Genomic DNA, 25,754 nt, shown 5'->3' with positions numbered 1-25,754 from the left:
GGAACATACAAGCCATGCTCGACTGCTTTCCGTTCCGGGTTCATGACGCCTGGGGCAAGAGCAGTCGAGCAAGCTCGACTCTACGTTTCGGGGCAGGGTCACTCGCGCTTGCGCGATTCCAGCAGGTCCAGGTTGCGGATCAGGCGCCGCGAGATCTCATCGGAGATCACCCCGCGCCGGGTCAGCCGGAACAGTTCCTCGCGCTCGGCATTCAGGCCGGCGCTGCGCAGCTGGCGGTAGCCCAGTTCCATGCGCCGCACCTTCTCCGGGTCCACGTCGGGCCCGTCGCTGTCCTTCTCCAGGTGGCGCTGGTACAGCAGGCTGACCCGCGAGGCGGCGTCGTTGTACAGCTGCACGTTCTCGGTGTTCTGGTTCATCACCATCTGCTGGCGCATGCGCTCGACCCCGGCCAGCGCCGCCTTCGACGACAGCCGGCGTGCCAGATCCTCTTCCTTGCGCTCACCCGAATCGGACGGCAGCTGCAGGCCTTTCAACAGCCGCGGCAGCGCGATGCTGGCGCCCAGCAGCGAGAACAGGATCACCGACGCGGCCAGGAAGATCACCAGGTCACGCGCCGGGAACGCACTGCCGTCGGGCAGGAACAGCGGCAGGGTCAACACGCCGGCCAGGGTAATCGCACCGCGCACGCCGGCCACCGAGGTCGCCACCACGATGCGCCAGTTCGGCGCCTCGCCCCGCTCCAGGCCGCGACGACGCGCGCGCAGCAGGTTCCAGCGCAGCGACAGCCACACCCACAGCAGGCGCAGCACGACCAGTGCCAGATTGATCACCACCACATACACCAGCAGCCACCACGCACTCTGGTGGCCGGTCTCGTTCATGGTGGTGGTGGCGCGTTCGACGATGCCCGGCAGCTGCTCGCCCAGCAGCACGAACATGATGCCGTTGAAGCTGAACTGCAGCATGTTCCAGACCCCGGCGCGCTGCACGCGCATGCTGCCGGAGACGCGGCCGGTCAGCTCGACATAGCTCATCGCGATACCGGCGGCGACCGCGGCGAGGATGCCCGAGGCATGGATCTCTTCGGCCAGCAGGTAGGCCGCGAACGGAATGAGCAGGTTGACCAGCATCGCCGCGCCCGGCTCTTCGCCGAAGCGACGCCACAGCCAGCGCTGGAAGGTGGACACACCCAGCGTCACTGCCACGCCCACAGCAAGGCCGGCCACCGCCACCCATACGAAGGTCAGCGAGGCCGTGGCCAGCGAGAAGGTGCCGGTCATCACTGCCGCCACCGCGAAGCGGAAGCAGACCAGGCCCGAGGCATCGTTCAGCAGCGACTCGCCCTCAAGGATGTGCATCAGGCGCTTGGGAATCGGCGCCTTGGAAGCGATGGCCCCGACCGCCACCGGGTCGGTCGGCGACACGATGGCCGCCAGCGCGAAGCACACCGCCAGTGGCATCACTGGAATCAGCCAGTGGATGAGGAAGCCGGCGCCGATGACGGTGAACACCACCAGGCCGAACGCCAGCTCGAGGATCGCGCCCTTGTCGCGGAACAGGCCCTGTTTGGGAATACGCCAGCCATCCAGGAACAGCAGCGGCGGCAGGAACAGCAGGAAGAACACTTCCGGCTCCAGCGCGTGGCCGCGGTTGAACACGCCGGCGATGACCGCACCCAGGCCGATCTGCACCAGCGGCAGCGGCAACGAGAACGGCAGGACACGAACCAGGTAGCCGCTGGCGACAACGGCCACCAGCATCGCCAGGACGACTTCAATGGTATGCATGCTTCTTCCAGGAAGCGGCGCGCGGGGAGGCTCGCAAGCCAGCGCCGGAAACCCGGAAAAAACTACCACATGCGGCCATGACCGCGACGGCCGGGGCCGCCGCGCGTCAGCCCCGGCTCATGCCCCGTCGAAGCGGTACAGATCCATGGCGAGGAAGCCAGCATCGATACCGGCGTCGATGCGGCGTGCACCGAAGCCGCCCTCGCCGGCCGCGCCCATCGCGAAGAACAGCGGCAGCAGGTGCTCGTCGGTCGGGTGCGCACGTTCGGCGAACGGCGCCTGCCGGCGGTAATCGAGCAGGGCCTGGCGGTCGTCGGCGGCCAGGCGCTGCTCCACCCACTCGATGAAGGGCCGCACGTACGGCGCTTCCTTGCCGTCCTGGTAGTCGCCCCAGTCGTGCAGGTTGTGGGTGATGCTGCCCGAGCCGACCAGCAGCACGCCCTGCTCGCGCAGCGGCGCCAGCGCGCGGCCGAGCGCGAACTGGTGCTCGGGGCCGAGCATCGGCTGGATCGACACCGGCACCACCGGGATGTCGGCCTGCGGGCGCAGCAGCCGCAGCGGCACCCAGGCACCGTGGTCGAGGCCACGCTGCGGGTCGAGTGCCACCGGCAGGCCAGCGGCGGCGATGCGGCCGGCCACCTCTTCGGCCAGCGCCGGATCGCCCGGCGCCGGGTACTGCAGTTCAAACAGCGCGCGCGGGAAGCCGCCGAAGTCATGGATGGTCGGTGGCTGCGGATGCGCGCCGACCAGCGGCTGCCGGCCCAGCCAGTGCGCCGAGGCCATCACGATGGCGCGCGGCGTCGGCAGGTCGCGCGCCAGCTCGGCCAGGCGCACGCCAACCTGGCCCGGATGCAGGGCGGTCATCGGCGAACCATGCGAGATGTACAGCGAAGGCAGGCGGGACATGGAATTCTCCAGTTGCAGGGTCAGGCGGCGATCAGCGCGAACGCAGGGTCCACTTGCCGTCGCCGACCAGGAACAGCACTACCAGCGCCAGTGCCCAGAACGCCGGGTATTCCCAGCCGCCGCCGGCATTGGCGAAACCGAAGCCGTTGGCACCATGCACGGTGATGATGGTGCCCAGCAGCAGCGGCACGCCGACCAGGCCCACCCAGCGCGCGTAGATGCCCAGCAGGAGCGCGACGGTGATCACCAGCTCGACGCCGATGGTGAGGTAGCCGAGCACGCCGGGCAGGCCCAGCGACTCGAAGAACGCCGCCGTGCCGGCCGGGGTGAATACCAGCAGCTTGGTCAGCGCATGGACCAGGAACAGCACGCCCAGGGCCAGGCGCAGCAGGGTGGCGCCGTACGGGGCCAGCGGCGAAACAGGAGCGGTCGTGGTGTGCATGGGGAAACACCTTGAAGGGAGTGGGCACAGGTTATTGCGCCTTCGTGGACCAATAAATACGATGGATTGACCGTATTTATTTCAAAAGGCGCAACAATGGACACCCTCGAGGCGATGCGCGTGTTCGTGGCGGTGGTCGAGCGCAACGGCTTCAGTGCCGCCGCCCAGGCCCTGGACATGTCCACTGCCGGCGTCACCCGCCAGGTCGCCGCGCTGGAAAAGCGCCTGTCCACCCGCCTGCTCCACCGCACCACGCGCCGGGTCAGCCCGACCAGTGCCGGTGCCGCCTACTACGCCCAGTGCGTGCGCCTGCTGGCCGAGTTCGACGCGCTGGAGGCCAGCATCGGCGCGCAGGCGCTGGAGCCCTCCGGCACGCTGCGCATCAACGCACCGGTCAGCTGGGGCATCGCCCGCCTCGGCCCGCTGCTGGCCAGCTACCGCGAACGCTTCCCGCAGGTGGAACTGGACCTGGCCCTGTCCGACCGGCTGGTGGACATGGTCGAGGAAGGCTACGACGTCGCCATTCGCATCACCCGCGAGCCGGGGCCGACGTTGATCGCGCGACGTCTGGGCGAATCGCGGGTGAGCCTGTGCGCCGCGCCGGCCTACCTGTCCGCACGCGGTACGCCACAGACGCCGCAGGAGCTGCAGGCCCACGCCTGCCTGAGCTACAGCTACTGGGCCGCCGGCGACCATTGGCCGCTGCAGGGGCCGGGCGGCGAAGTGAAGGTGGCGGTGAGCAGCCTGCTGCACGCCAACAACGGCGACGTGCTGCGCGAAGCAGCAATCGCCGGCATGGGCGTGATCCTGCAGCCCGATTTCCTGCTGGAAGACGCGCTGGCCGATGGTCGCCTGGTGCGCATCCTGCCCGAATGGGAGGCCTCGCCGATCGGCATCTTCGCGGTGTATACCAGCCGCAGCCATCTGGCACCGAAGGTGCGCAGTTTCATCGACCATCTGGTGGAGGCCGGGGTGTAGCCGAATCTGGCGCTTGCCGGTAGTGCCGGCCGCTGGCCGGCAATCAGACACATCCCGGTCCTGGGCGAATGCCGGCCAGCGGACGGCACTACCACTTAGGCGGCAACCTCATCCAGCGCCTCGATGATCCGTTCCAGCGGCGCCGGTCGCCCAAGCAGGTAACCCTGCACCTGGTCGCAGCCGTGCGCAGCCAGCCAGTCCAGCTGCCCCGGCGTTTCCACGCCCTCGGCGATGATGGTCAGGCCCATGCTGTGGCCCAGCGACAACAGCGCGCGGCAGATCGAGGCATTGCGTGGGTTGGTTTCCACGTCGGCGACGAAGCTGCGGTCGATCTTCAGGATGTCCAGCGGCAGGTGCTGCAGGTAGGACATGCTGGAATAGCCGGTACCGAAGTCATCCAGCGACACACTGATGCCCTGCTCGTGCAGCCGCTGCATGGTCTGCATCGCCTGCGCCGGCTTGCGCATCAGGCTGCTCTCGGTCAGCTCCACGTGCAGCGCGCCGCGGGCCAGGCCGAACTCCTGCTGCGCGCGGGTGAACTCGGCCACCAGATCGCTGTTGAAGAACTGCACCGCCGATACATTGACCGCGATCGGCAGCTCGCCCCAACCGGCCTCGACCAGCCGGCGCTGCGCCTTCGCCGCCGCACGGATCACCCAGCGCCCCAGTGCCAGGATCAGCCCGGTGTCCTCACACAGCTGGATGAACTCGTTGGGCGGGATGAAGCTGCCATCGGCCTGCGGCCAGCGCAGCAGAGCCTCCAGCGCGGCCGGACTGCCATCGCTGGCGTGCCGGATCGGCTGGAAATACAGCTGGAACTCGTTGTCGATGGCGGCGTGGATGCGTCCGGCCAGGCGCAGGCGGTCGGCCAGCCGCGTGGTCACCGCCGCGTCGAACCAGACCACCACGTTGCCTTCGGCGCGCGCGGCATGCGCGGCCTGTGCAGCCATGCCGATCACCTGCTCGGCCGAGTGGCCATCACCCGGCACATGCACGGCCACGCCGATGCGCGGCTCGAACTGGTGCAGCGAATCCTTGCCGCGCATCGGTGCCGACACGATCTGCAGCAGGTCGTCCAGCACGCGCTGGGTATCGTGCTCGGCACCGATGGCGAACACGAAGTCCTCCGCCGGCTGGAATGCCAGCGTGCCGCAGCGCGCGCCCAGGCCACCGAGCCGGGTCGCCATCGACTGCAGCACCGCATCGCCGATCTCGCGGCCCAGCGTGTCGGCCACCAGCTGCAGCCCTCGCAACTGCACGAAGGCGATGGTGTAGCCCTCCTGCTGCTCGTCCAGCTGTTCGGTCAACGCACGCACGTTGAGCAGGCCGGTGGCCGGGTTGTGCCGCGCCTGGTAGGCCAGGTCGCGCTCGTAAGCCAGCCGTTCGCTCACATCCTCGGCCAGCACCAGGCAGGCGGGCTGGCCATCGAAATCGAGCTTGGACAGGTGTGCGCGCACTTCGAACACACTGCCGTCCTTGCGCCGGTGCAGGCGCACGGTGGCATCCTGCAGCTCGCCGACACGGGCCTTGGCGATCGCACCCTTCACCTCGTCCCAGCCTTCGCGCGGGCGGATGTCGAGGATGCTCATCGCCAGGAATTCCTCGCGGCTGTAGCCGTACTGGCGCACGGCGGCATCGTTGACCTCGATGAAGCGCAGCGTATCCGGATCGAACACCCAGAACGGTGCTGGATTGCGGTCGAACAACAGGCGGAAGCGGCGTTCCACTTCGCTCATCTGCTCGCGGGCCTGGTAGCGTTCGCTCAGGTCGGTCAGGGCACCGATCATGCGGCGCTCGCTGTCGGCCACCTCCACCCGCTGCCCGCGTGCGCCCACCCAGCGCACTGCGCCTCCGGGCAGTACCAGGCGGAACACCTGGTCGAGCACCGCGCCACCGGCGAAGGCCTGGTCGAAGGCCTGCTGCAGGCGCGCTGCATCATCACGATGCACGCGCGCGAAGAAATCGGCCACCGGCAGCGCATCGGTCTGCACGCCGAAGATCTCACGCGCCAGCGGTGACCAGCGCAACAGTGCGGCATCCTCGTCCACGTACCAGGTGCAGACGCGCCCGACCTGGTGGGCCAGGCGCAGCTCGGCATGCCCGGTCTTCAGTTCCTCCGCCATCGACTGCTGGCGGCGGGTGCTGCGGCGCACCGCGTACAGCAGGACCAGCAGCACCCCGACGTAGGCCAGCACGATCGCTACTGACGCCTGCAGGTAGGGCCACCATGGCGCCAGCACGTCCTCATCGGCCAACCCGACCTGCACCGCCAGCGGGCTGCGCTCCAGCGTGCTGATGGTGATGATGCGCTGCACACCATCGACCGCGCCCGGCAGGCTGCCCAACTCGACCACGGCCTGCTTGCCGAGCAGGTCGCGATGCGGGAGATCGTAGCGACGGCCGACCGTACCGTGCGGGTCCGGTACGCGGGCCAGCATGTAGCCTTCCGCATCGCTGATCGACACCAGCCCGTTCGGGCCAACATCGAGGCCGCCGATGATGCGCTGCAGTTCGCCGCAGCGCAGCCGCGCCAGCAACCAGCGGTCACCGGCCATCGGCAGCGCGAGCGGCACCACCCAGCCACCGTCGCTGGCGCGCAGCGGCGGGCCGATGTACAGCGAACTGCCCAGGCCGCGGCGCTGCGGATCGGTCCACAGCGGCAGGTTCAGGTCACCTTTGCCGGCCGTCAGGGCGCGGCCATAGCTGTCCAGCACCACGATGCTGTGCAGCTCGGCATGCCGGCGCAGCACGCCGCCGATGGAGGCATCAAGCAGCGCCGGCGCCTGCGCGGGCACGCTGCGGAACACTTCAACGGCATCGGCGGCGATGCCGGACATCGCCCGCTCCAGGTTGCGCAGCTCCAGCGCCAGCAGGCGCTCGCTGCCCACCGCCAGTGCACGGCTCTGGCGCTGTGCGGCCTCCAGCCGGCGGTGATGGTCGTTGGCCAGCATGGTGGTCAACCCGGCCACCAGCAGAATGCCCAGCAACACCCCGCCCCAGGTAATGGCGCGCAGCGGCCGGGCCAACGCCCGTTTCAGCGCGGGCATCGGTTGGTCTTCCTTGTGCAGTCGGCTGGCTTCATGCGCGAACGAATCCTCCACATCCCCGACCTCAACGGCCGGCGGGCGCCATTCTTGACGCCTGACCCGCCCCCGCATGGCCACCTCCCCGTGTCCGCGCAGGGCTCCTGAGGCCAGCATGCACCACACCGGTGACGGCGTGAAGATCGCTTCTGCGCGTTCAGCCAGATCCCGCACAGGGCGGGCGGCACTACGGGAGGGCCAGCCGGGGCGGAGCAGATTAGACTTGGGGTTTTCCGCTGCAAGAGAAGTCCATGTCCAAGCTGCGCCGTCCCACCCTGGCACTGGCCATCGTTGCCAGCCTGTCCCTGGCCGCCTGCGATCGCCCGGCCGATCCGGCTGCCGGCACCGCCGCGCCTGCCGATGCCGCACCTGCGGCCGCCAAGCCGATGCTGGGCAGCTTCGGCTTCGATGCCAGCGGCATGGACCGCAGCATCAACGCCGGCGATGATTTCTTCGGCTTCGCCAACGGCACCTGGGTGAAGAACACCGAGATCCCGGCCGACCGCTCGCGCTTCGGCAGCTTCAACGTCATCGCCGAGAAGACCCTGGCCGACACCCGCGCCATTCTCGAAGGCGCCGCCGGCAACACCCAGGCCAGCGGTGATGACAAGCTGATCGGCGACTACTACGCCGCCTACATGGACGAAGCCGGCATCGAGCAGCACGGCATCGCGCCGGTGCAGCCGCAGCTGAAGGCCATCGATGCGATCGCCGACAAGGCCGGGCTGGCCCGTGCCCTCGGCGGCGACGTGCGTGCCGATGTCGACCTGCTCAATGCGACCAACTTCTACACCGACCGCCTGTTCGGCCTGTGGGTGTCGGTGGACCTGCTGCAGCCGGACCGCAACGCGCCCTACCTGGTGCAGGGCGGCCTGGGCATGCCCGACCGTGACTTCTACCTGGGCGGCGGCCGCATGGCCGAGCTGCGCAAGCAGTACCAGGCCTACATCGCACAGATGCTGCAGTTGGCCGGTGTCGCCGATCCGGCGGGCAAGGCGCAGCGCATCCTCGCGCTGGAGACGAAGATCGCGCAGGCGCACGCCACCCAGGAAGAAACCAATGATGTGACCAAGGGTGCCAATCCCTGGACCCAGGCCGACTTCAATGCCAAGGCGCCGGGCATGGACTGGAACGCCTTCCTCGACGCGGCCGCGCTGGGCAAGCAGCAGGACTTCATCGTCTGGCAGCCCAAGGCCGTGGCCGGCCTGTCCAAGCTGGTCGCCACCGAGCCGCTGGATGTCTGGAAGGATTACCTGGCCTTCCACGCGCTGGACCGCGCCGCTGCCTACCTGCCGAAGAAATTCGCTGATGCCCGCTTCGCCTTCCACGGCACCACGCTGAGCGGCACGCCGCAGCAGAGCGACCGCTGGAAGCGTGCAGTAGACGACGCCAACCATGCCATCGGCGAAGCGATCGGCAAGCGTTACGTCGAGAAGCACTTCGACGCCAAGACCAAGGAACGCGCGGACGAGATGGCAAAGAACATCATCGCCGCCTTCGCCAAGCGCATCGACGCGCTCGCGTGGATGTCGCCGCAGACCAAGGCCAGCGCCAAGGCCAAGGTGGCCGGCCTGACCGTGGGCATGGGTTACCCGGAAAAGTGGCGTGATTACACCGGCCTGGAGATCCGCCGTGATGACGCGCTGGGCAATGCGCAGCGCGCCGAACTGTTCGAGTACCAGCGCAACATCGCCAAGCTGGGCAAGGCGGTCGACCACAGCGAGTGGGCGATGCTGCCGCAGACCATCAACGCGATGAACGTGCCGCTGGAGAACCGCCTGGTGTTCCCGGCCGCGATCCTGCAGCCGCCGTTCTTCGACGGTGCTGCCGACGACGCGGTGAACTACGGCGCCATCGGCGCAGTGATCGGCCACGAGATCAGCCACGGCTTCGACAACGCCGGTGCGCTGTTCGACGAGACCGGCAAGCTGCACAACTGGTGGACCGCTGAAGACCTGAAGCAGTTCAACGCCGCTGGTGATGCGCTGGCCGCACAGTTCAGCAGCTACGAGCCGTTCCCGGGCGTGCATGTGAACGGCAAGCTGACCCTGGGCGAGAACATCGCCGACGTGGCTGGCCTGGGTACCGCCTACGATGCCTACCAGCTGTCGCTGCAGGGCAAGCCGGGCCAGACCCTGGAAGGCTTCACCCCCGACCAGCGTTTCTTCCTCGGCTTCGCCCAGGCGTGGCGCAGCAAGAGCCGCGAGCAGGCGCTGCGCAACTCGCTGCTGACTGATGTGCATGCACCGGGCCAGTTCCGCGCACTCACCGTGCGCAACATCGACGCCTGGTACCCGGCGTTCGAAGTGAAGGAAGGCCAGAAGCTGTACCTGGCCCCGGACAAGCGGGTCAAGGTGTGGTGATGTAGCCGGAACGGGCGCCGCAAGGCGCCCGTTTCATTTCCCGGTAGCTGCCGACCCTGGTCGGCACATGCCCCGCTCTGGTAGCTGCCGACCTTGGTCGGCACATGCCCCGCTCTGGTGGGTGCCAACCTTGGCCGGCACATGCCCCGCTCTGGTGGGTGCCAACCTTGGTTGGCACATGCCCCGCTCTGGTGGGTGCCAACCTTGGTTGGCACGGGCGTGGGAATCCACGCATGGCGTGGATCTACCTGCGGGTGGTGGCAACCATCAGCAGAGCGCTCGCAGCCAACACCGCAGCAGCCCAAAGCGTGGCGTATGGCCCGACACCATCCAGCAGCCGTCCCCCGCCCCACGCGCCGAGCGCGATACCGATGTTGAACACGCCCACATACAGGGCGGTGGCGATCTCCACGGCCTGCGGCACCGCTTTCATCATCCAGCTCATCATGCCCACCGATACGCCGCCATAGGCCAGGCCCCATAGCAGCAGCACCGCAATGCCACCGCTCGGCGTGCCCCCCAGCCACAGCAACAGCAGCGGCGTCAGCAGCAGGCCCGATGCGATCGCCAGCAACGTACCGCGCGGATGGCGCGCTGCCAGCGGCCCGGCAATGAAGTTGCCGGCGATGCCGGCCAGGCCGTAGGCAAACAGCAGTGCACCGATCCACGACGCCTCCACGCCCGAGACGGACGTCAGCAGCGGCCGCACATAGGTGAACGCGATGAAGTGCCCTGCCACCAGCAGCAGGGTCAGCCAGAGTCCTCGCTGCAGGCCGCGATGACCGAGCTGCTGCACGAACTGCCGCGCCTGCACCGATGTGCTGACCGGCAACGCCGGAACCACGCGCAGATGCAGCAGCATCACCGCCGCGCTGAACAGCGCCATCGCCGCGAACGCGCAGCGCCAGCCCAGTGCATCGCCGATCAGCGCGCCCAGTGGCACGCCCAGCACCGATGCCGCGGCCACGCCGCCGAAGATGATCGAGGTGGCGAGGCCGATGCGGTGGGCCGGCACCAGGCGCGCGGCCAGACCGCCGGCGATGGCCCAGATCCCGCCCATGCAGAACCCCACCAGTACGCGCGCGGCCAGCAGCCAGCCGATGCCCGGTGCCAGCGCCGACGCGAGGTTGGCGACCAGCAGGAGCGCAAGCAGCGCGCACAGGATGCGACGGCGATCGATGCCACCGGCTGCGATCACCACCTGCGGTGCGAATACTGCCGCCAGCAGGGCCGGCAGCGAGATCATCAGGCCGGCGGTGCCGGTGGACGCGCCGAGATCTTCGGCGATCGGGGTCAGCAGGCCGACCGGCAGCATTTCGGTGGTGACCACCGAGAACGTGGCGAGGCCGACGGCGGAAACCGCCCACCACGGATGACGAGGCACAGGCGCGGCGTGCGCAGGCGATGAAGCGCTCACGGGACGATTCCTTCAGGGGATGTGGTCGAGGCGGACGGGCGCAGTGCACGGTGCGCGAGCACGGCGAACAGCAGCACGCCACCGCCTGCCACCAGCGCAACAGCAAAACCGCTGCGCACGCCCCCCGCATCAACACCCTGCCCGGACAGTGCCGCGCCCAGCGCCACGCCGATGTTCAATCCGGCCAGCAACCAGGTCATGCCTTCGGTCAGGCGCGATTCGGGCACGTACTGTTCGACCAGCGACATCGCCACGATCATCGTCGGCGCGAAGAACACCCCGGCCAGCAACACGGCAACGGCCAGGGCAGGCAGGCTGCCGACCCACAGCAGCGGTAGCGTGGCCAATGCAGTGGCCGCTGCTCCGGTCAGCAACAGGCGCGGCAACGGGATCTGCAGCTTCAGCGCACCAAACAGCAGGCCCGCCGCGCAGCTGCCCAGCGCATAGGCCGACAGCACCCAACTGGCAGCCAGTGGCTGCCCGCGCTGTTCGGCGAAGGCCACGCTGGTGATGTCGACGGTACCGACAATCACACCCATCGCCAGCATCAGCAACGCCAGCATGCGGATCTCCGCTTGCCGCAGCAGCGAGCGCGAGGGTGTTGCGCCTTCGCAGTGCTGCAGCGGTGGTTCGGTACCGCGTTGCAGAACCAGTGCGGTCACCCCGAGCACCAGCAGCAGGGCGGCGGCCAGCACGCCGGCCTGCGGCCATACCGCCACCGACAACCCGACGGACAACGGTGGCCCGGCGATGAAGGTCACCTCGTCGAACACGGTCTCCAGCGAATACGCGGTCTGCAGCTGCGGGCGCCCGCGATGGATCGCGGTCCAGCGCGCGCGCACCATCGCCGACACGCTGGGCATGCAACCGGCCAGCATCGCCGCAATGAACAGCGTCCAGTCCGGCGCGGCCAGCAGCGTGCACGCAAGCAGCAACAGCAACCCGGCCGCACTGGCCGCGGTGGCCCACGGCAGCACCCTGCCCTGCCCGCGCCGGTCGACCCAGCGCGATACCTGCGGCGACAGCAACGCGTAGGTCAGCACGAAGGTGGCCGACACCGCACCGGCCAGTGCATAGCTGCCGCGCAGCTGGGACAGCAGGGTGATGATGCCGATACCGGTCATCGGTAGAGGAAGGCGTGCCAGCAGCCCGGCCAGAGCGAGGCCGGCGGTGCCGGGGGCAGCGAACAGGTCGCGATAGGGGGTGGCCATCAGGTTCTCCAGGGCAGTGACTTGCCTGGCGCACCGGGCGCCACGACAATACATACAGAGCGTATGAATAAGAGGCTACATTCATACGTACCGTATGTAAATAATCATGCACTGTGTATGTAAGGAGCTCCGGATGGTTCGTCGCACCCGCGCCGAGATGGAAGAAACCCGCGCCACCCTGCTGGCCACCGCCCGCCGGGTGTTCAGCGCGCATGGCTATGCCGCCACCTCGATGGACGACCTGACCGCCCAGGCCGGGCTGACCCGCGGCGCGCTGTACCACCACTTCGGCGACAAGAAGGGTCTGCTGGCGGCTGTCGTCACCCAGCTCGATGCCGAGACCGACCTGCGTCTGCAGGCGATCAGCGATGGCGCGGATGATGCCTGGGACGGCTTCGTGCAGCGTTGCCGCGCCTATCTGGAGATGGCACTGGAGCCGGAAATCCAGCGCATCGTGCTGCGCGATGCGCGCGCGGTACTGGGTGGCGCCTCACCGGAATCGCAGCGCCACTGCGTGCACTCGATGCAGCACCTGATCGAACATCTGGTGGCGCAGGGCGTGGTGGCGCCGGTGGACGCGCAGGCGCTGGCGTCGCTGATCTACGGCAGCCTGGCCGAGGCCGCGTTCTGGATCGCCGAGGGCGAGGATGGCGACGCGCGCCTGCAGCAGGCGACGGCGGCGCTGGAGATGCTGTTGCGTGGGTTGAAGTCGGCCGGGTAACGCCCATCCACGCATGGCGTGGATCTACTGCGGAATCCGCTCTGGTAGAGGCCAACCTTGGTTGGCGCTTCTGCGGCACCGCGCGAAATGCGTGCCGACCAAGGTCGGCAGCTACCAGAACCATGGTGTCAGTAGATCCACTTACTGCGGAATCCGCTCTGGTAGAGGCCAACCTTGGTTGGCGCTTCTGCGGCACTGCGCGAAATGCGTGCCAACCAAGGTTGGCACCTACCAGGGAACGGTCGGCCACTCGCGCAGCACATCCACCGGCACGCCCACGCGCGTGCAGGCGCGGCTGGCCAGGCCATCGGGCAGTGCGCGGCGGAACAGCGGCGCCATGCCCCGCATCAATTTCGCCGACGCGGCCGCCTGCGCCCGTTGGCGGCCATTGCGCTCGAGCATGCCTTCGGCCCAGTCCGGCAGCAGCGCGGCACCGGCGCCGAGGAACACTTCGCGCGACAGGCCCGGCACCGGTACCGGCAGGCGCACGCCGGACAACACCTCCAGCACTTCGCGCGAGCGTTCGTCGACGCGCAGTTCCGGCTGCCGCGCGCAGAAGTACGCGGCCACTTCCGCTTCACTGCGCGGCACATCCACCGCACCCAGTGCCTCGGCCACGCAGCGGTACTCGTCGTAGTAGCGATCGGCGATGTGCGCCGGCACCTCGCGCCCGTAGCGGCGGAAGCCTTGCAGGAAGCCAAACGCCTCGGTCACGTGCACCCACGTCAGCAGCTGCGGATCGTCCGCCGCATAGGGCTCCCCCTGCACGGTCTGGCCGCGGATCTGCGCATGGATGCGGCGTACCTTGGCCACCAGCGCCTCCACCTCGCCGCTGGGCGCATAGCTGGTGCCGGCAACGAAGGCGGTGGTGCGGCGCAGGCGTCCCACCAGGTCCTGGCGGAAATTGGAGTGGTCGTAGACGCCGGCCAGCGCGCGCGGGTGCAGGGTCTGCAGCATCAGCGCACACAGGCCTCCGGCCAGCATCGAGGGGAACTCGGCGTGCAGCCGCCAGGTGACGCTGTCCGGGCCGAACCAGCCCGGGTCTCCCAGCGGGTGGTCGTAATCGATGCCGCTCTGGCCACGCGGAAAGGCCTCCAGTACCCAGCGCCGGATAGGCGCGGTGACGGGGCGGGAGAGTCGCTGCAGCAGAGCCGGCATCACAGGTCCAGGAAAGGCGGAAGAGCGGCCGCAGGTTGCGCGGTCGGCCCCGATTCTGGGCGATCACGACGCCGACGGCGAGTCTCCGCGCTCAGCCACGGTTTCATGTGCAGCCGCAGCACGTTTCACCCTGCGACATCCTGTCGCAGGCTGCGACCATGATGTTGCAATGCAACAACATTCACCCATTCAGACAAAACCCTTACGCCGCTAGGCATTGCGCCCATTGCACGGCTCGCTGGAAGTGCTAGAACTGAACCCGCCACACCGTCCAACGCTGATCGACGCACGTTCCACAAGGAGCCAGCCATGATTGCTTTGTTCAAGGGTTTGGGACTACTGCTTCGCGACAACGAGCTCTACAGCAGCCCGTTCGAAAAACAGGTCGCGCACTGGCGCAGCCTCAGCGAGCAGCAGATCCGCGATGAAGTGGCTGTGCTGGCCCAGGCCAAGTGCCAATGGCTGATCGCCTCGATCGTCGGCTGGCAGGCGGCCTCGCTGCTGATCCTCGGGCTGATCACCAACTACCTGTGGCGCGACGATTACCACATCACCTTCACCCGCGTGGTCGTGGTGTTCGGCTCATGGATCTCGATCCTGTTCGTGATCTGGTTCATGGCCAACATGTTCGACCGCACCGCCGGTTTCGAGCGTTGGATGAAGGCCTTCAACAGCCGCGCCCGCATCAGCTCCAAGGCCGACAGCGTCGAGCACGTGGCTGAGGCACTGGACCTGGCCGAGCACTACCCGGAAGTGCTGGACTACAAGCAGGCCGTCACCGCCAAGCGCGAGCTGCGCCATGAGGACATCCGCATCATGACCGAGATCGGGCGCATGAAGCAGCACTCAGAACTGGTCGGCCGCCTGAACCATGTGGGTGAGAACGAGCACCACCACGACCTGACACTGCAACCTGCCTACTGACCCTTCAGGGAAGCGGGGGGACCCACAATGCCACCGTGATCACTCACGGTGGCATTGTTCTATCGGGTCCTGGCTGACGCACTGGCGGAAGCCGTTGGGCAGGCCACGCATGGCCTCCGTCTTTCCCACCGCCACCGCGAACCGGCGCAGCGGCGGCGTGGCACACGCGGCGTCGGGGCTGCAGGCCGGATCAAGCACCAGGTAGTGGCAGGCGCCACTGCTGCTGGCAATGCACTGGAACCGCGCCTCGCCATCGACCACGGTGCGTTTGCTGTACAGCGTGTCCACGCCGTTGGCATTGGTACGGGTGATCGAGGTTTCGCTGGACTTCTCGCAGCCGGCCAATGACAGCGCAGCAACGCAGGCAAACAGGAACAGGCGCATGGTGCCTCCAGGGTGCGGCTACATGCCGCGGAACAGGCTCATGAACGGTTGGCTGACCACCAGCGTCTCCGTACGCCCACGCAGGCGCAGCATCCCGCGCCCGGTATCGTCGCGGCTGACCGCTGCCACCGCCTTCATGTTGACGATGGTCGAGCGATGGATCTGGCGGAAGTGCTGCGGATCGAGCACTTCCAGCAGCTCGCGCAACGGTGTGCGCAGCAGGCTCTCACCGGCCGCGGTCATCACGGTGGTGTACTTGTTGTCAGCACGGAAGTAGGCCACGTCTTCCAGCATGATCAGCTGCGTCTCGCGGCCGTTGCTGGCGGTGATCCAGGCCAAGGGCGGGCGCTCTGCCGCCCTCTGCGACGGCCCCAGGCGCTGAAGCAGGCGTTCGAGTACGGCATCGTCCTGGCGCGTTGATGGCAGCCGCGACAGGATGCGTTCGCGCGTGGCCAGCAGGCGCTCATCGCTGACCGGCTTCAGCAGGTAGTCCATCGCACCCTGCTCGAACGCGTCGATGGCGTACTGGTCGTAGGCGGTAACGAACACCACCTGGGTGCGCGGGCTCAGTTCGGACAGCGAACGGGCCACTTCAATGCCACTGATGCCGGGCATGCGGATATCGAGGAAGGCGATGTCCGGCTGTTTCTCGGCCAGCTGTTCCAGCGCACTGGCGCCATCCTCGCACTCGGCCACCAGCTTCAGGTCCGGCCACAACCGGCCCAGCTGCTCGACCAGTGACTGCCGCAGCAGTTCCTCGTCTTCGGCAATGAGCGCCTCAAGCGGCATGGCTGCGCTCCTTGCTCGACTGCGGCAGGGTCATGGTCGCGGCCACGCCGCTGGGGAAGTTGGCGACGATCGCCACGCCGGCCTGCTCGCCGCAGGTCAGGCGCAGGCGCTCGCGCAGGTTCTTCAGGCCGATGCCGGTACCGCTGGTGCCCTGGCCGAAGCCGAGGCCATCGTCGGCCACCGTCACCGTTACATGGTCATCGAAGCCACGCGCCAGGATCCAGATCGTGCCACCGCCGGGCTTCGGTTCCAGGCCATGCTTGATCGCGTTCTCCACCAGCGTCTGCAGCGCCATCGCCGGCAGCTGCACGCCGTGCAGTTCGTTCGGTACCTGCACCTCCACCCCCAGCCGTGCGCCCATGCGGATACGCAGGATCTCCAGGTAGGCACGGGTACGCTCCAGCTCCACGCCCAGCGTGGACAGCGATTCGTCCACCTGTGGCAACGAGCTGCGCAGGTACTGGATCAGGTGGCCCAGCATCTGGTCGGCACGTGCCGGGTCGGTGCGGGTCAGCACCTGCGCGTTGGCCAGCGTGTTGTAGAGGAAGTGCGGTTCCACCTGCGCGTGCAGCAGGTTCAACCGGGCCACCGACAGCTCCTTTTCCACCTGGGTCTGCTCGGCCGCGGCCTGCTCGTCGCGACGCTGGTCGGCAACACGGCGGCTGATCGCGCGGGTGACCGCTTCGGCGTTCTCGAAGTTGCTGCCCTCATCCAGTGCCAGCAGGTCGGCCCACCAGCCGGCATCCGGCTCAAACAACAGGGTGACGGTACTGGTGCCCTGCCCCGGCGTGACCGTCGCCAGCACGCTGTTGCGCTTGATCGCCAGCCGTGCCGGCAGGTTCCAGCGCGATGGCTGGCGGCCGTTCCAGGCATCCACGCGGCGCACGTAGGCCCGCACCTGCAGGCTGCCGGCCGAACTTTCCACGTCTTCAACGCGCGGCAGCTCAGCGATGGCCGCTTCCACCACCGAGAATGCCTGGCCGGCATCCATCGGCAGTTCCACCTGGCGGCGCTGGCGGCCGGAGAGCGTGGTCGAATCCAGCCGGCCGGCGACCAGCCAGACGCGGCGTACATGGGTAATCGCGCTGCCCAGCGCGGAAATCATCAGGAACATCGCCAGCAGGCCGAAGATCCAGCCGGGGCCATCGTTCATGCCGCTGAAGATGCCGCTCCAGACCATGCCGGCGACGAACAGCGCCGCAGCCCAGGCCAGCAGGTGACGAAGCAGGAGAGAGAGGCTGGCGAACACGGCGGCGCCTTGGAGGAAGGGGGTGAGCCGAGCATAGGGCGGCCCGCCGGGCAAACAAGCGGGTTGCGACGAAGGGCCGGAAAGCGGGGATGGAAGCCATTCTGGTAGAGCCGGCCGCTGGCCGGCTCCCCATGACCTCCACAAGCATCACAAGGTTGCCGGCCAGCGGCCGGCACTACCCGGGAGGCGCCGGGCAAGCCCGGCGCATTCCCTTACTTGCGCTGGTCGGCGCTGGCGTCACGCACGGCGCGGAACGATTCGTCCTTGCTCCAGTTCGGCCAGCTGCGCGAGTTGGCCAGCTGGTTGCCCAGCGTGTACAGCACTTCCAGGTCGCGGGCGGCACCGGCGAACACCCAGTCCGGCTGCCACTCGTCGCCCTGCTGGTGGTAGCGCTTGGCGGTGTAGTCCTCGGAGGCCTTCTTGCCTGCGGCCACCCCACCGTCCACCCAGTCCTGGCCGGCCGACCACGACAGTGCCGGAACGCCACGCTTGGCGAACGGGAAGTGATCGGAGCGGAAGAACAGGCCGGCTTCCGGCTTCGGGTCCGGGGTGTAGCGGATATCCCAGCCCTTGGCCACGTCCTTCAGCTGGTCCAGCAGCTCGAAGCGCGCGGCACCGTAGATGCCGAAATCACGCGACGGCCCGAACGGCGCCATGCCATCCATGTTGATCACCGCCACGGTCTTTTCCAGCGGATACAGCGGATGGGTGGCGTAGTACTCCGAACCCAGCAGGCCCTTTTCCTCGGCGGTGACCGCCAGGAACAGCAGCGAACGCTGCGGGCGCTTGGCCTTGGCGAAGCCACGGGCCAGTTCGATCAGCGATGCGGTGCCACTGGCGTTGTCCAGAGCGCCATTGAAGATCCGGTCGCCACGTGCGTCGGGCTCGCCCACGCCGATGTGGTCCCAGTGCGCGCTGTAGACGATGGTCTCGTCCGGGTGGCTGCTGCCCTCCAGGCGTGCGGCCACGTTGTGCGAGGTGATCACTTCGGTCTTCACCGCGTACTTCGCGTCCAGGCTGGCGCCGGTCAGCGGCACCGGGGTGAAGTCGCGCTGCTGCGCCTTCTTCTTCAGCGCCTCGAAGTCCTGGCCGGCCGAGCGGAACAGCTCCACGGCCAGGTCGCGCTGGATCCAGCCTTCCAGCAGCGGGTGGCTGTCGGCCGGGTTGTCGCGCACCACATCGAACATAGTGTTGGTGTTGGAACCGGCCACGGTGGCCCAGCCGTACGACGCCGGTGCGGTCTCGTGCACGATCAGCACGCCCAGCGCGCCCTGGCGGGCGCCTTCTTCGTACTTGTAGGTCCAACGGCCGTAGTAGGTCATGCCCTTGCCGTCGAAATCGCCCTGGCCGGTTTCGAAGTCCGGGTCGTTGATCAGCACGACGGCGATCTTGCCCTTCAGGTCCACGCCCTTGAAGTCGTCCCAGTTGCGCTCCGGTGCCTTCACGCCGTAGCCGAGGAACACCAGCGGGGCCTTGCTGATGTCGACGTTGCTGGCGCCGTTCATGGCAGCGCGCACGGCGATCTGCTTGCCCTGCTCCAGCGCAACGGTCTTGCCGCCCTGGTGCAGCGCCAGCTGCGGTACGCCGACGATGTCGCCCTTGCGCAGCGGCACGGCCTGGGTCCACAGGCGCTTGCCATCCTTGAGGTCACCGCCCGGCTGCAGGCCGGCGTCGGCGAACTGCTTGCTGAGGAAGGCGATGGTCTTCTCTTCGCCGGCGGTGGCCGGGGAGCGGCCTTCGTAGGCGTCGGAGGCCAGTTCCTTGACGTCGGCGGAGATCCGCGCGCCATCGAATTTCGGGGTGGCCGCCATCAGTGCGCTCGATACCGACAGGGCCAGCACGCCCAGTACCACTCGTTTCATTGCTCTCTCCAGCAGGGAAATCCTTCTGGAGTGTAAGGGGTTCGGCAGGGCTGCGCCCTGCACCCGCAGAAACAACGACAACGGCCGAAGCAACAGCAAAAGCTGGGTTCCTGAGGGTAGGCGGGGTGGGTCCGGTTGCGGGGGACGCCGTGAATCCGTCCCTGGAGGCTTGGGCGCGCCATCCATGGCGCTTACACCCCCGCAACCGGACCCACCCCGCCTTCGACAGGTTCCCGCTGCTGTTGGTGGGTGTCGACCTTGGTCGGCACGCCGCTGTTGGTAGGTGTCGACCTTGGTCGACACGCCGCTGTTGGTAGGGGTCGACCTTGGTCGACACGGACGGAAACAAGAAGGGGTCAGTTCCCTTTCCCGGTGGGAAAGGGCTCTGACCCCATCTGTGTGCTGCCTTGGCGTGTTACCAGTTCGGGTCTTCGGCCGGGGCGGCAGCGGGCTTGGGCTTCGGCTTGGCCGCCGGGCGCGCGGCGGCGGCCGGTGCAGCCGAGGCCGTTGCGCCGGCAGCGGCAGCAGCCGGCTTGCTGCCCAGCTTCTGGCGCAGTTCAATCTGGCCCGGACGGAAGCCGCCGCGCATGGCGTCAACGCCGTCTTCGATGGTGCCGTAGGAGGTCTGTGCGGCCACGCGGTCGATGCGGATGGTGCAGCACGGGTGTTCGCTGCGGCCCAGCGAGCGGCCGGTCTGCGGGTCCTTCAGTTCTTCGCCCAGGCGCACGGCCTGCCAGCGCTGGCCGGCCTGCACGGTGTCACCGCCCTGGCTCAGCACCACCTGGTCACCGTCCACCGAAACCACCGACACCGGGAACAGCGTGGTGACGATGGTGGTGCCGATCTGGCCGGACAGCGATTCCATCATCGCCGCGGCCATGTTGCGGCCGTTGACCACGCGCGGCAGGGTGCTCGGGCCGGTCGAGGCCAGCTGGTGATCGAAGCTGTCGGACATCACCACCTGGCCGGTGGTGGCGTTGATCAGGCGCAGGGTAATGCGGCCGCCACCGGAGTACGAGGTCACCTGGCGGTCGGACATGCGCAGGTTGCGCACGCTGCGCGGGTACTCGAAGCGTTCGATGGTCGGGATCAGGATCAGGTCGGTCGCCAGCTGCTGGCCCACGCGTGCGGTGTCCTGCAGGCGCACGTTGCCACTGTTGATGTGGTCGATCTCGGCCTGCAGTTCGTCGCCGAATTCGCGGTCCAGCACGATGAAGCGCTGGGTCTGGGTCAGCGTGTCGGACAGCCGTGCGCGGATCGCATCGGCCACTTCGTCCGCGTCCACGCGGCCGTCGCCCACGGCATAGCTGCCGGCCTTGGTGCGCGGCAGTGCAACCACGATCTTCGGCTTGCCCTGCTCGTCCGGCGCGCGGTACTGGGCAATCTGTGCGCGCACGCGCACCTTCCAGTAGCTGCGCATGCTGCGATGGGTCACGTCGGAATCGAACGAACTGGCGCCACGCTTGGCATCGACGTTGACCTTCTCGTCGTAGCTTTCCCTGACGCTGGCCGAGGCCGAACCGCTCTTGGCCGATGCTTCGCCGGAGGCACTGGCCGACGCCGAGCCCTTGAAGCTCCAGCCTTCGTCGCTGGCGCGCACGCGGGCGATGGTTTCCTCGTCCAGCTGCCGCACTTCATCCTGCGACAGGATTTCATAGCCCAGCACCGCGCCCTGCGAGCCGGCGATCATCTGCTGGGTGAACGCGTCGGCGCGGATATCGCCGACGTGTTCGTCATCCACATCCACATGCAGGCCTGCACGCAGGCTCTGCATCTGACTGGCCACGCGTACGCCGTTGACCTGCGCCACCGCCGACTGCAATGCCGCCAGCACCGCCAGTTCCGGGGTGCTGCCGATGCCGTCGGCTTCGCGCGCGACCTGGGTGGTGCCGCCGAAATCCGGCGTGCCACGCAGGGGCGCTGCTTCCACTGGCGCATTGCTGGCCAGTGCACTGGTTGCCTTGTCCTTGGCGGGCGCGGCGGCCGGGGTGTCCTGCTTGCCACAGGCTGCAAGCAGCGTGGCAGCCAGGCCCAGGCCGATCAAACGGTAGGTCATACGCATGGAGATTCGCCTCGGATCAGAGCGTGTCGAGCATCGAATCGGCGTTGGACGGCACCTTCACCTTGCTCTTCTTGGCGAAGGTCACGGCCGACTTGGTCGAACCGTACAGGCCCTGGATGAAGCCCGGCGATTCCTTGGCCACCCATGCACCTGCTGCCAGCTTGCGGCCGACGGTGGCCAGCTGGGTCGCGCCCAGGTTCTTCATGCCGGCGGTGAAGTTGCTGGCTTCGCCGCCCAGCTTCTGTGCTTCGGCCGCCGAGGACAGCAGCGAGACCAGGCCTTCGGCGTAGTGCTGCTTGGATTCAGCGTTCAGTTCCGGCTGTGCGGCCTGGCGCTCGTTGATCGCCGCCTGCGCAGCTTCACTGACCGACACCGACTTCTTCATCGCATCGACGCTGACCGAACCCGACGACAGCGCCTGGCGCTCTGCTTCCAGCAGCTGCACCTGCTCGGCCAGGCCGAAGGCGCGGGCAAACGAGGTCTGGGCCTGCAGCGAGTGCGACTGCGAGCTGACGAAACGACGCACCAGCGCTTCCTGCGCGGCTTCGTCCGGAGCGGCGGCGCTGGAGGCGCTGCTGCTGGAGGTGCCGGTAGCGGCGCCAGCCAGGTCCTTCAGCTTGCCCAGGCCAGCATGGGCCGGCATCGACAGGGTGGCGGCAGCGATGGCCACGACAAGAGCGGTATTGCGGATCATGTGAGTGTCCTTTTGGGAGAGACGGCCGCGAAGCGGCACGTGGGAAATCGGTAACCCCAGGGCGATGCCGAGCGAGCTCGGCACCCACCGGGGTGGCGGATCAACGAACTGCCTTGACGTTCAGTTCGTTGATCATCTGCTGGGCAGCCTTTTCAGCCGCCAGCTGCAGCGCGTTGGTACGGGCGACGGTTTCGTTCGGGCCGGTACCGGAGAACTGCACCGGGCCCACCGACGACACTGTGCGCGGGAAGCGACCGGTCACGTCCAGCACCTTGCCGGTGACCGTGACGAACACGCGGGTGTTGCCGCTGGCCGGGTCGCGGTCGCGCATGCCGACGTCGAGGGTGCCGACGGCGATGTACGGGATGTTGGCCGCACGGATGCCGTTAGCGGTATCACGCAGGGTGGCCGGAGCCAGGTCGTTGCCGGTGCTGAAGTCCTTGCGGATACGCTCGATGCTGAGCAGGCCGCGCGACTCGCCTTCCACGTATTCGGCTTCAACCACTTCGTAGCCGGCGGCGCTGAAGGCACCGGTCATCGCGGTGTTCACTTCGGCGGCGTTGGCCACCTTCCAGCTGATGTTGTCGCTGCGCTGGGTGGTGCTGCCGCCGCTGGTGACCGACATCGAACCGTTCTGGTTGATGCTGCCGTTGGTGCTGACCGAGTTGCCGCGGAAGCTGTCGCCTTCACGGGTGTTCTCACTGTAGCTGCTGCTGGCGTCGACGCGGCGGTATTCCTTGTCCTGGAACGACTGCACGGTGTCCTGCGAGCGCGCCATGAACAGGAAGGTCAGCAGCGAGCGCTGCGAGGCGGTGGCACCGGCCACGGCCGAGCCGGCATCCAGCTTGGTCTGCAGCAGTGTGGTGTTGATCTCGGCGCGGACGGTGACGGTGTAGGTCTTGGCCTTCTTGTCTTCGGTGTCCGACAGCTGCACGGCGCTGAGCACGTAGCGGTCGATCTCGCCGATGAACTCGGCGCGACGTGCTTCGAACAGGCGCAGCTTGGCCGCACCGGTTTCGGCGATGTACGCCTCCAGTGCATTGACCTTGGCCTTGTTCAGGGCCTGGGCGCGGGTGTCGGCACTCAGGCGCAGGCCGTAGCTGGCCGAACCGGTACCGCGTGAACTGGCGGTCTGTGCAGCGACCGGGGAGGCCACCACCAGGGCGATGAGGATGAGCAGGATGGTACGCATCAACGACATGACTTGATCAACTCCTGGAGGGCTTGGGTCTGCTGCTGCAACGGGCGGCCGCCCGGCTTCTGTTCGTCCAGCCAGCCGCGCGAATCGGCGCGCTTGGCGGCGGCGCCGGCGAAGGCGTCGAAGCCGGCCAGCAGGGTTTCGTAGCTGGCCGACCACTGGTCGACCTGCCACTGCGTGACCGGCACCACCTTGGTGGCACCCTTGCGCAGCGGCTGTTCGAAATAGACCTTGCCGGAGAACGGCTCGGTCACCTTGGCGGTGAAGAACGCGCCGAACAGCATCGTCTTCATCGCCGGCGTTTCTTCGATCACGCCGTTCTTCAGCGCATCCACCTGCAGGTTGATGACGTAGTCCGGCTCGGGAATCTTCAGCTGGTAGACCTTGCCGTCGGCAAAGCGCGCCGCCATCGCACCACCGATCGCCTGGCCCGAGGCCGGCGGCAGCAGGCCGACGCCGGTATTGGACGACAGCGTCTTGGACAGCTCATGGGCCAGCGTGGCGCGCAGCGGGGCTTCCCACTTCGGGTCGGGCAGCTTGGCGCGGACCACGTCGGACAGGGTTACGCCACCGACCTGCAGGCGACGCACGGCGGCATCGGGCAGCCTGGCCTGGGCGAGGCTGGCAGCCAGCACCTGCGACAGGCTGGTATCGGCGCTGCCATACAGGAGATCGGCGACGATCGCGTCGATATCGTCGTTGTCCGGCCGGTAATCCTGCACGTCGATGCGCTGCAGGGTAAGCGGATAGGACGCGATCACCTGGCGCTCGCGGAAATCGAAGAACAGCGCCTGCAGCGCCACTTCCACCAGCACCTTGTACTGGTCGCCGATCGGCTCGACCGAGACCAGTTCGCGGTCCAGTGCCGCGGCCAGCACTGTCGCACTGGTGGTGCCGTCGAGCATCGCCACCGGCTGGTCGATCAGTTCCAGATTGGCCGGCGGGCGACGCTTGAGCCCCTGCCCCAGGGTCTGGTTGAGCGGGATCAAGCCACGCTTTTCCAGCACGGCATGCGCATGCGGCGTGGTCGCCTGCACGGCAGCGGCATCAGCGGTATAGGCAAAACCGGCCCAATAGGCCTGCTGTGATTTGTCTGCCGCCTGCACGGCCATCGGCCATACGGCCAGGCACAGGGCACAGGCAAGCAGGCGCGCAAAAGCGCGCGATGCGCTCTTCGTCCTTGAATACATCCAACCGCTCCTCGGTCAATACGCATGGAAAGTGGACGCTGACGCGTCCGCTGGGCGCGAAACATAACGGCTCGCGGGCCCGCCGACAAGTGCTGCCTTCGTCGAGGTCACTCCGTGGGAGGCAGGCCGGCCCGTTGCCGCAGCAGGCCCCGCTCTGCCTGGTTCTGGCTGAGTCTGGCGGCTTCCGCAAAAGCGTGACGTGCGTCCAGGTCGCGCCCCAGCGCCTGTAGTAACTCCCCGCGCACCACCTGCAGCGGCGCGTACTCGCGCAGCCGCGCGTCCACCAGCAACGGCTGCAGCTGCGCCCACGCCGCGAAGGCACCGTCACTGCGCAGCACCGCCACGACCCGGTTCAATGCAACAACCGGCGAGGGCTGCACCTGCAGCAGCTGCGTATAGAGCGCTGCGATGCGCGGCCAGTCGGTATCCTCGGGGCGGCGCGCCGCTGCATGGCACGCTGCGATACGCGCCTGCAGTACATAGGGATCATCAGCGCCACCGGCGGCCAGCGCGCGCGCCAGCACCTGCTGCCCGCGTTCAATCTGCAGCCAGTCCCAGCGCGCGCGGTTCTGCTGGTCCAGCAGTACCGGCACGCCCTGCGCATCGGTCCGTGCCGCAGCACGCGAGGCCTGCAGCTCCATCAGCGCCAGCAGGCCCAGCACCGGCGGCACCGGCAGCCGGTGCGCCAGGATGCGCGCGAGCCGCAATGCCTCCTCGCACAGCGCCGGACGCATCCAGTCATCACCGGCACTGGCCGCATAGCCTTCGTTGAACACCAGGTAGATCGCCTCCAGCACCGATGTCAGCCGCTCGGGCATCGCGTCAGCACGCGGGACCTCGTAGGGCACCTGCTTCTGCGCCAAGGTGCGCTTGGCGCGCACGATGCGCTGGGCGATGGTCGGCTCGGGCTGCAGGAAGGCGCGCGCGATCTCGACAGTGGTCAGGCCACCGAGCAGGCGCAGGGTCAATGCCACCCGTGCATCGGCCGGCAGCACCGGATGGCAGGCCACGAACATCAGCCGCAGCAGGTCGTCACCCAGATCATCTTCCAGCGCTTGACTGTCATCGGGCGCCGGCAGTGGCGCCGGATGCAGTTCCTCGCCCCACTGCGCATGCTGCTGCGCCACCCGCTGGTGCTGGCGCAGCACATCAATGGCACGGTTGCGCGCAGTGGTCATCAGCCAGGCTCCGGGGTTGTCCGGGATGCCCTGCTCCGGCCAGCGCTCCAGCGCGGCCAGCCAGGTGTCCTGGGCCAGCTCCTCGGCGCGGCCGACATCGCCCCCGAGCAGCCGCGCCAGGCGCGCGATCAACACCGGCGACTCCATCCGCCAGAGGGTTTCCAGACGCTGCGTCAGTGCGGGCTCGAGCATGCGCC

At 67.8% G+C, this 25,754-nt stretch carries 20 protein-coding genes; 4 read left to right on the top strand and 16 right to left on the bottom strand.

Translation table 11 applies throughout. The features are described 5' to 3' along the window. Positions 1 to 98: 98 nt before the first annotated feature. The 3 genes from MG068_RS02210 to MG068_RS02200 all read right to left on the bottom strand — a co-directional run bounded on the left by MG068_RS02210 (position 99) and on the right by MG068_RS02200 (position 3,096). Entirely contained in the window at positions 99 to 1,748 is a 1,650-nt protein-coding gene (locus MG068_RS02210) for a Na+/H+ antiporter (RefSeq protein ID WP_032128751.1), read from the bottom strand. 117 nt (positions 1,749 to 1,865) lie between these two features. Continuing rightward, positions 1,866 to 2,654 (bottom strand): dioxygenase family protein, encoded by a 789-nt coding sequence (locus tag MG068_RS02205; RefSeq protein ID WP_049424806.1) that lies wholly within the window; start codon positions 2,652 to 2,654, stop codon positions 1,866 to 1,868. A gap of 31 nt (positions 2,655 to 2,685) precedes the next feature. Then, complete coding sequence (locus MG068_RS02200) at positions 2,686 to 3,096, bottom strand: DoxX family protein (protein ID WP_132809054.1); 411 nt, start codon at positions 3,094 to 3,096, stop codon at positions 2,686 to 2,688. Between the two features lie 96 nt (positions 3,097 to 3,192). Here MG068_RS02200 and MG068_RS02195 point away from each other — a divergent pair, with 96 nt between their 5' ends. Then, on the top strand, positions 3,193 to 4,074 hold the full coding sequence (locus MG068_RS02195; protein WP_121504790.1) for a LysR family transcriptional regulator: 882 nt from the start codon (positions 3,193 to 3,195) through the stop codon (positions 4,072 to 4,074). 95 nt (positions 4,075 to 4,169) lie between these two features. Here the strand turns inward: MG068_RS02195 and MG068_RS02190 are convergent, their stop codons facing one another. Next, positions 4,170 to 7,232, bottom strand: a complete 3,063-nt coding sequence (locus MG068_RS02190; protein WP_132811096.1) for a bifunctional diguanylate cyclase/phosphodiesterase — start codon at positions 7,230 to 7,232, stop codon at positions 4,170 to 4,172. A gap of 176 nt (positions 7,233 to 7,408) precedes the next feature. Between MG068_RS02190 and MG068_RS02185 the strand changes: the two genes are divergently transcribed. Then, positions 7,409 to 9,520 carry a M13 family metallopeptidase gene (locus MG068_RS02185; RefSeq protein ID WP_032128756.1) on the top strand — a complete coding sequence of 704 codons (2,112 nt, stop codon included), beginning with the start codon at positions 7,409 to 7,411 and terminating at the stop codon, positions 9,518 to 9,520. A 244-nt stretch (positions 9,521 to 9,764) separates the two neighbouring features. Here the strand turns inward: MG068_RS02185 and MG068_RS02180 are convergent, their stop codons facing one another. Then, the gene (locus MG068_RS02180; RefSeq protein WP_132809052.1) at positions 9,765 to 10,937 is read right to left on the bottom strand and encodes an MFS transporter; all 1,173 of its coding nucleotides are present in this window, start codon (positions 10,935 to 10,937) and stop codon (positions 9,765 to 9,767) included. Continuing rightward, complete coding sequence (locus tag MG068_RS02175) at positions 10,934 to 12,148, bottom strand: MFS transporter (RefSeq protein ID WP_132809050.1); 1,215 nt, start codon at positions 12,146 to 12,148, stop codon at positions 10,934 to 10,936. Before MG068_RS02175 ends, MG068_RS02180 begins: the two co-directional genes overlap by 4 nt. Positions 12,149 to 12,281: 133 nt before the next feature. Between MG068_RS02175 and MG068_RS02170 the strand changes: the two genes are divergently transcribed. After that, complete coding sequence (locus MG068_RS02170) at positions 12,282 to 12,869, top strand: TetR/AcrR family transcriptional regulator (RefSeq protein WP_132809048.1); 588 nt, start codon at positions 12,282 to 12,284, stop codon at positions 12,867 to 12,869. 228 nt (positions 12,870 to 13,097) lie between these two features. On the opposite strand, the gene MG068_RS02165 is transcribed toward MG068_RS02170, so the two are convergent. After that, on the bottom strand, positions 13,098 to 14,027 hold the full coding sequence (locus tag MG068_RS02165) for an oxygenase MpaB family protein (protein WP_132809046.1): 930 nt from the start codon (positions 14,025 to 14,027) through the stop codon (positions 13,098 to 13,100). Between the two features lie 309 nt (positions 14,028 to 14,336). Between MG068_RS02165 and MG068_RS02160 the strand changes: the two genes are divergently transcribed. After that, positions 14,337 to 14,951 (top strand): hypothetical protein, encoded by a 615-nt coding sequence (locus MG068_RS02160; protein ID WP_049432369.1) that lies wholly within the window; start codon positions 14,337 to 14,339, stop codon positions 14,949 to 14,951. A 39-nt stretch (positions 14,952 to 14,990) separates the two neighbouring features. Here the strand turns inward: MG068_RS02160 and MG068_RS02155 are convergent, their stop codons facing one another. The 9 genes from MG068_RS02155 to MG068_RS02115 form a co-directional block, all read right to left on the bottom strand. Beyond that, positions 14,991 to 15,335: a hypothetical protein gene (locus MG068_RS02155; RefSeq protein WP_132809045.1), complete on the bottom strand. Its 345-nt coding sequence runs from the start codon at positions 15,333 to 15,335 to the stop codon at positions 14,991 to 14,993. Positions 15,336 to 15,353: 18 nt separating this feature from the next. After that, the gene (locus MG068_RS02150) at positions 15,354 to 16,124 is read right to left on the bottom strand and encodes a LytR/AlgR family response regulator transcription factor (protein WP_132809043.1); all 771 of its coding nucleotides are present in this window, start codon (positions 16,122 to 16,124) and stop codon (positions 15,354 to 15,356) included. Beyond that, the gene (locus MG068_RS02145; protein ID WP_010484138.1) at positions 16,114 to 17,373 is read right to left on the bottom strand and encodes a sensor histidine kinase; all 1,260 of its coding nucleotides are present in this window, start codon (positions 17,371 to 17,373) and stop codon (positions 16,114 to 16,116) included. Before MG068_RS02145 ends, MG068_RS02150 begins: the two co-directional genes overlap by 11 nt. 212 nt (positions 17,374 to 17,585) lie before the next feature. After that, positions 17,586 to 19,235: a M28 family metallopeptidase gene (locus MG068_RS02140; protein WP_132809041.1), complete on the bottom strand. Its 1,650-nt coding sequence runs from the start codon at positions 19,233 to 19,235 to the stop codon at positions 17,586 to 17,588. A gap of 415 nt (positions 19,236 to 19,650) precedes the next feature. Next, positions 19,651 to 21,297, bottom strand: a complete 1,647-nt coding sequence (locus MG068_RS02135; protein ID WP_032128766.1) for a CsgG/HfaB family protein — start codon at positions 21,295 to 21,297, stop codon at positions 19,651 to 19,653. Positions 21,298 to 21,313: 16 nt separating this feature from the next. After that, complete coding sequence (locus MG068_RS02130; protein WP_049398327.1) at positions 21,314 to 21,991, bottom strand: hypothetical protein; 678 nt, start codon at positions 21,989 to 21,991, stop codon at positions 21,314 to 21,316. Positions 21,992 to 22,091: 100 nt separating this feature from the next. Next, positions 22,092 to 23,192 carry a hypothetical protein gene (locus MG068_RS02125; RefSeq protein WP_132809039.1) on the bottom strand — a complete coding sequence of 367 codons (1,101 nt, stop codon included), beginning with the start codon at positions 23,190 to 23,192 and terminating at the stop codon, positions 22,092 to 22,094. Then, positions 23,183 to 24,379 (bottom strand): hypothetical protein, encoded by a 1,197-nt coding sequence (locus tag MG068_RS02120; protein ID WP_132809037.1) that lies wholly within the window; start codon positions 24,377 to 24,379, stop codon positions 23,183 to 23,185. The genes MG068_RS02125 and MG068_RS02120 overlap by 10 nt, the downstream gene beginning before the upstream one ends. A 107-nt stretch (positions 24,380 to 24,486) precedes the next feature. Then, positions 24,487 to 25,749, bottom strand: coding sequence for an RNA polymerase sigma factor (locus tag MG068_RS02115; RefSeq protein WP_032128770.1), 1,263 nt, complete (start codon positions 25,747 to 25,749; stop codon positions 24,487 to 24,489). Positions 25,750 to 25,754 lie beyond the last annotated feature (5 nt).

This window comes from Stenotrophomonas sp. ASS1 (assembly GCF_004346925.1).
Taxonomy (GTDB): domain Bacteria; phylum Pseudomonadota; class Gammaproteobacteria; order Xanthomonadales; family Xanthomonadaceae; genus Stenotrophomonas; species Stenotrophomonas maltophilia_A.
This window is presented reverse-complemented; position numbering and strand designations above follow the sequence as displayed.

Excerpts from the sequence above, each read along its gene's own strand:
- MG068_RS02210 (WP_032128751.1), bottom strand. The coding sequence starts at position 1,748 with ATGCATACCATTGAAGTCGTCCTGGCGATGCTGGTGGCCGTTGTCGCC.
- MG068_RS02205 (WP_049424806.1), bottom strand. The coding sequence starts at position 2,654 with ATGTCCCGCCTGCCTTCGCTGTACATCTCGCATGGTTCGCCGATGACC.
- MG068_RS02200 (WP_132809054.1), bottom strand. The coding sequence starts at position 3,096 with ATGCACACCACGACCGCTCCTGTTTCGCCGCTGGCCCCGTACGGCGCC.
- MG068_RS02195 (WP_121504790.1), top strand. The coding sequence starts at position 3,193 with ATGGACACCCTCGAGGCGATGCGCGTGTTCGTGGCGGTGGTCGAGCGC.
- MG068_RS02190 (WP_132811096.1), bottom strand. The coding sequence starts at position 7,232 with ATGCGGGGGCGGGTCAGGCGTCAAGAATGGCGCCCGCCGGCCGTTGAG.
- MG068_RS02185 (WP_032128756.1), top strand. The coding sequence starts at position 7,409 with ATGTCCAAGCTGCGCCGTCCCACCCTGGCACTGGCCATCGTTGCCAGC.
- MG068_RS02175 (WP_132809050.1), bottom strand. The coding sequence starts at position 12,148 with ATGGCCACCCCCTATCGCGACCTGTTCGCTGCCCCCGGCACCGCCGGC.
- MG068_RS02170 (WP_132809048.1), top strand. The coding sequence starts at position 12,282 with ATGGTTCGTCGCACCCGCGCCGAGATGGAAGAAACCCGCGCCACCCTG.
- MG068_RS02165 (WP_132809046.1), bottom strand. The coding sequence starts at position 14,027 with ATGCCGGCTCTGCTGCAGCGACTCTCCCGCCCCGTCACCGCGCCTATC.
- MG068_RS02160 (WP_049432369.1), top strand. The coding sequence starts at position 14,337 with ATGATTGCTTTGTTCAAGGGTTTGGGACTACTGCTTCGCGACAACGAG.
- MG068_RS02155 (WP_132809045.1), bottom strand. The coding sequence starts at position 15,335 with ATGCGCCTGTTCCTGTTTGCCTGCGTTGCTGCGCTGTCATTGGCCGGC.
- MG068_RS02150 (WP_132809043.1), bottom strand. The coding sequence starts at position 16,124 with ATGCCGCTTGAGGCGCTCATTGCCGAAGACGAGGAACTGCTGCGGCAG.
- MG068_RS02140 (WP_132809041.1), bottom strand. The coding sequence starts at position 19,235 with ATGAAACGAGTGGTACTGGGCGTGCTGGCCCTGTCGGTATCGAGCGCA.
- MG068_RS02135 (WP_032128766.1), bottom strand. The coding sequence starts at position 21,297 with ATGCGTATGACCTACCGTTTGATCGGCCTGGGCCTGGCTGCCACGCTG.
- MG068_RS02130 (WP_049398327.1), bottom strand. The coding sequence starts at position 21,991 with ATGATCCGCAATACCGCTCTTGTCGTGGCCATCGCTGCCGCCACCCTG.
- MG068_RS02125 (WP_132809039.1), bottom strand. The coding sequence starts at position 23,192 with ATGTCGTTGATGCGTACCATCCTGCTCATCCTCATCGCCCTGGTGGTG.
- MG068_RS02120 (WP_132809037.1), bottom strand. The coding sequence starts at position 24,379 with ATGTATTCAAGGACGAAGAGCGCATCGCGCGCTTTTGCGCGCCTGCTT.
- MG068_RS02115 (WP_032128770.1), bottom strand. The coding sequence starts at position 25,749 with ATGCTCGAGCCCGCACTGACGCAGCGTCTGGAAACCCTCTGGCGGATG.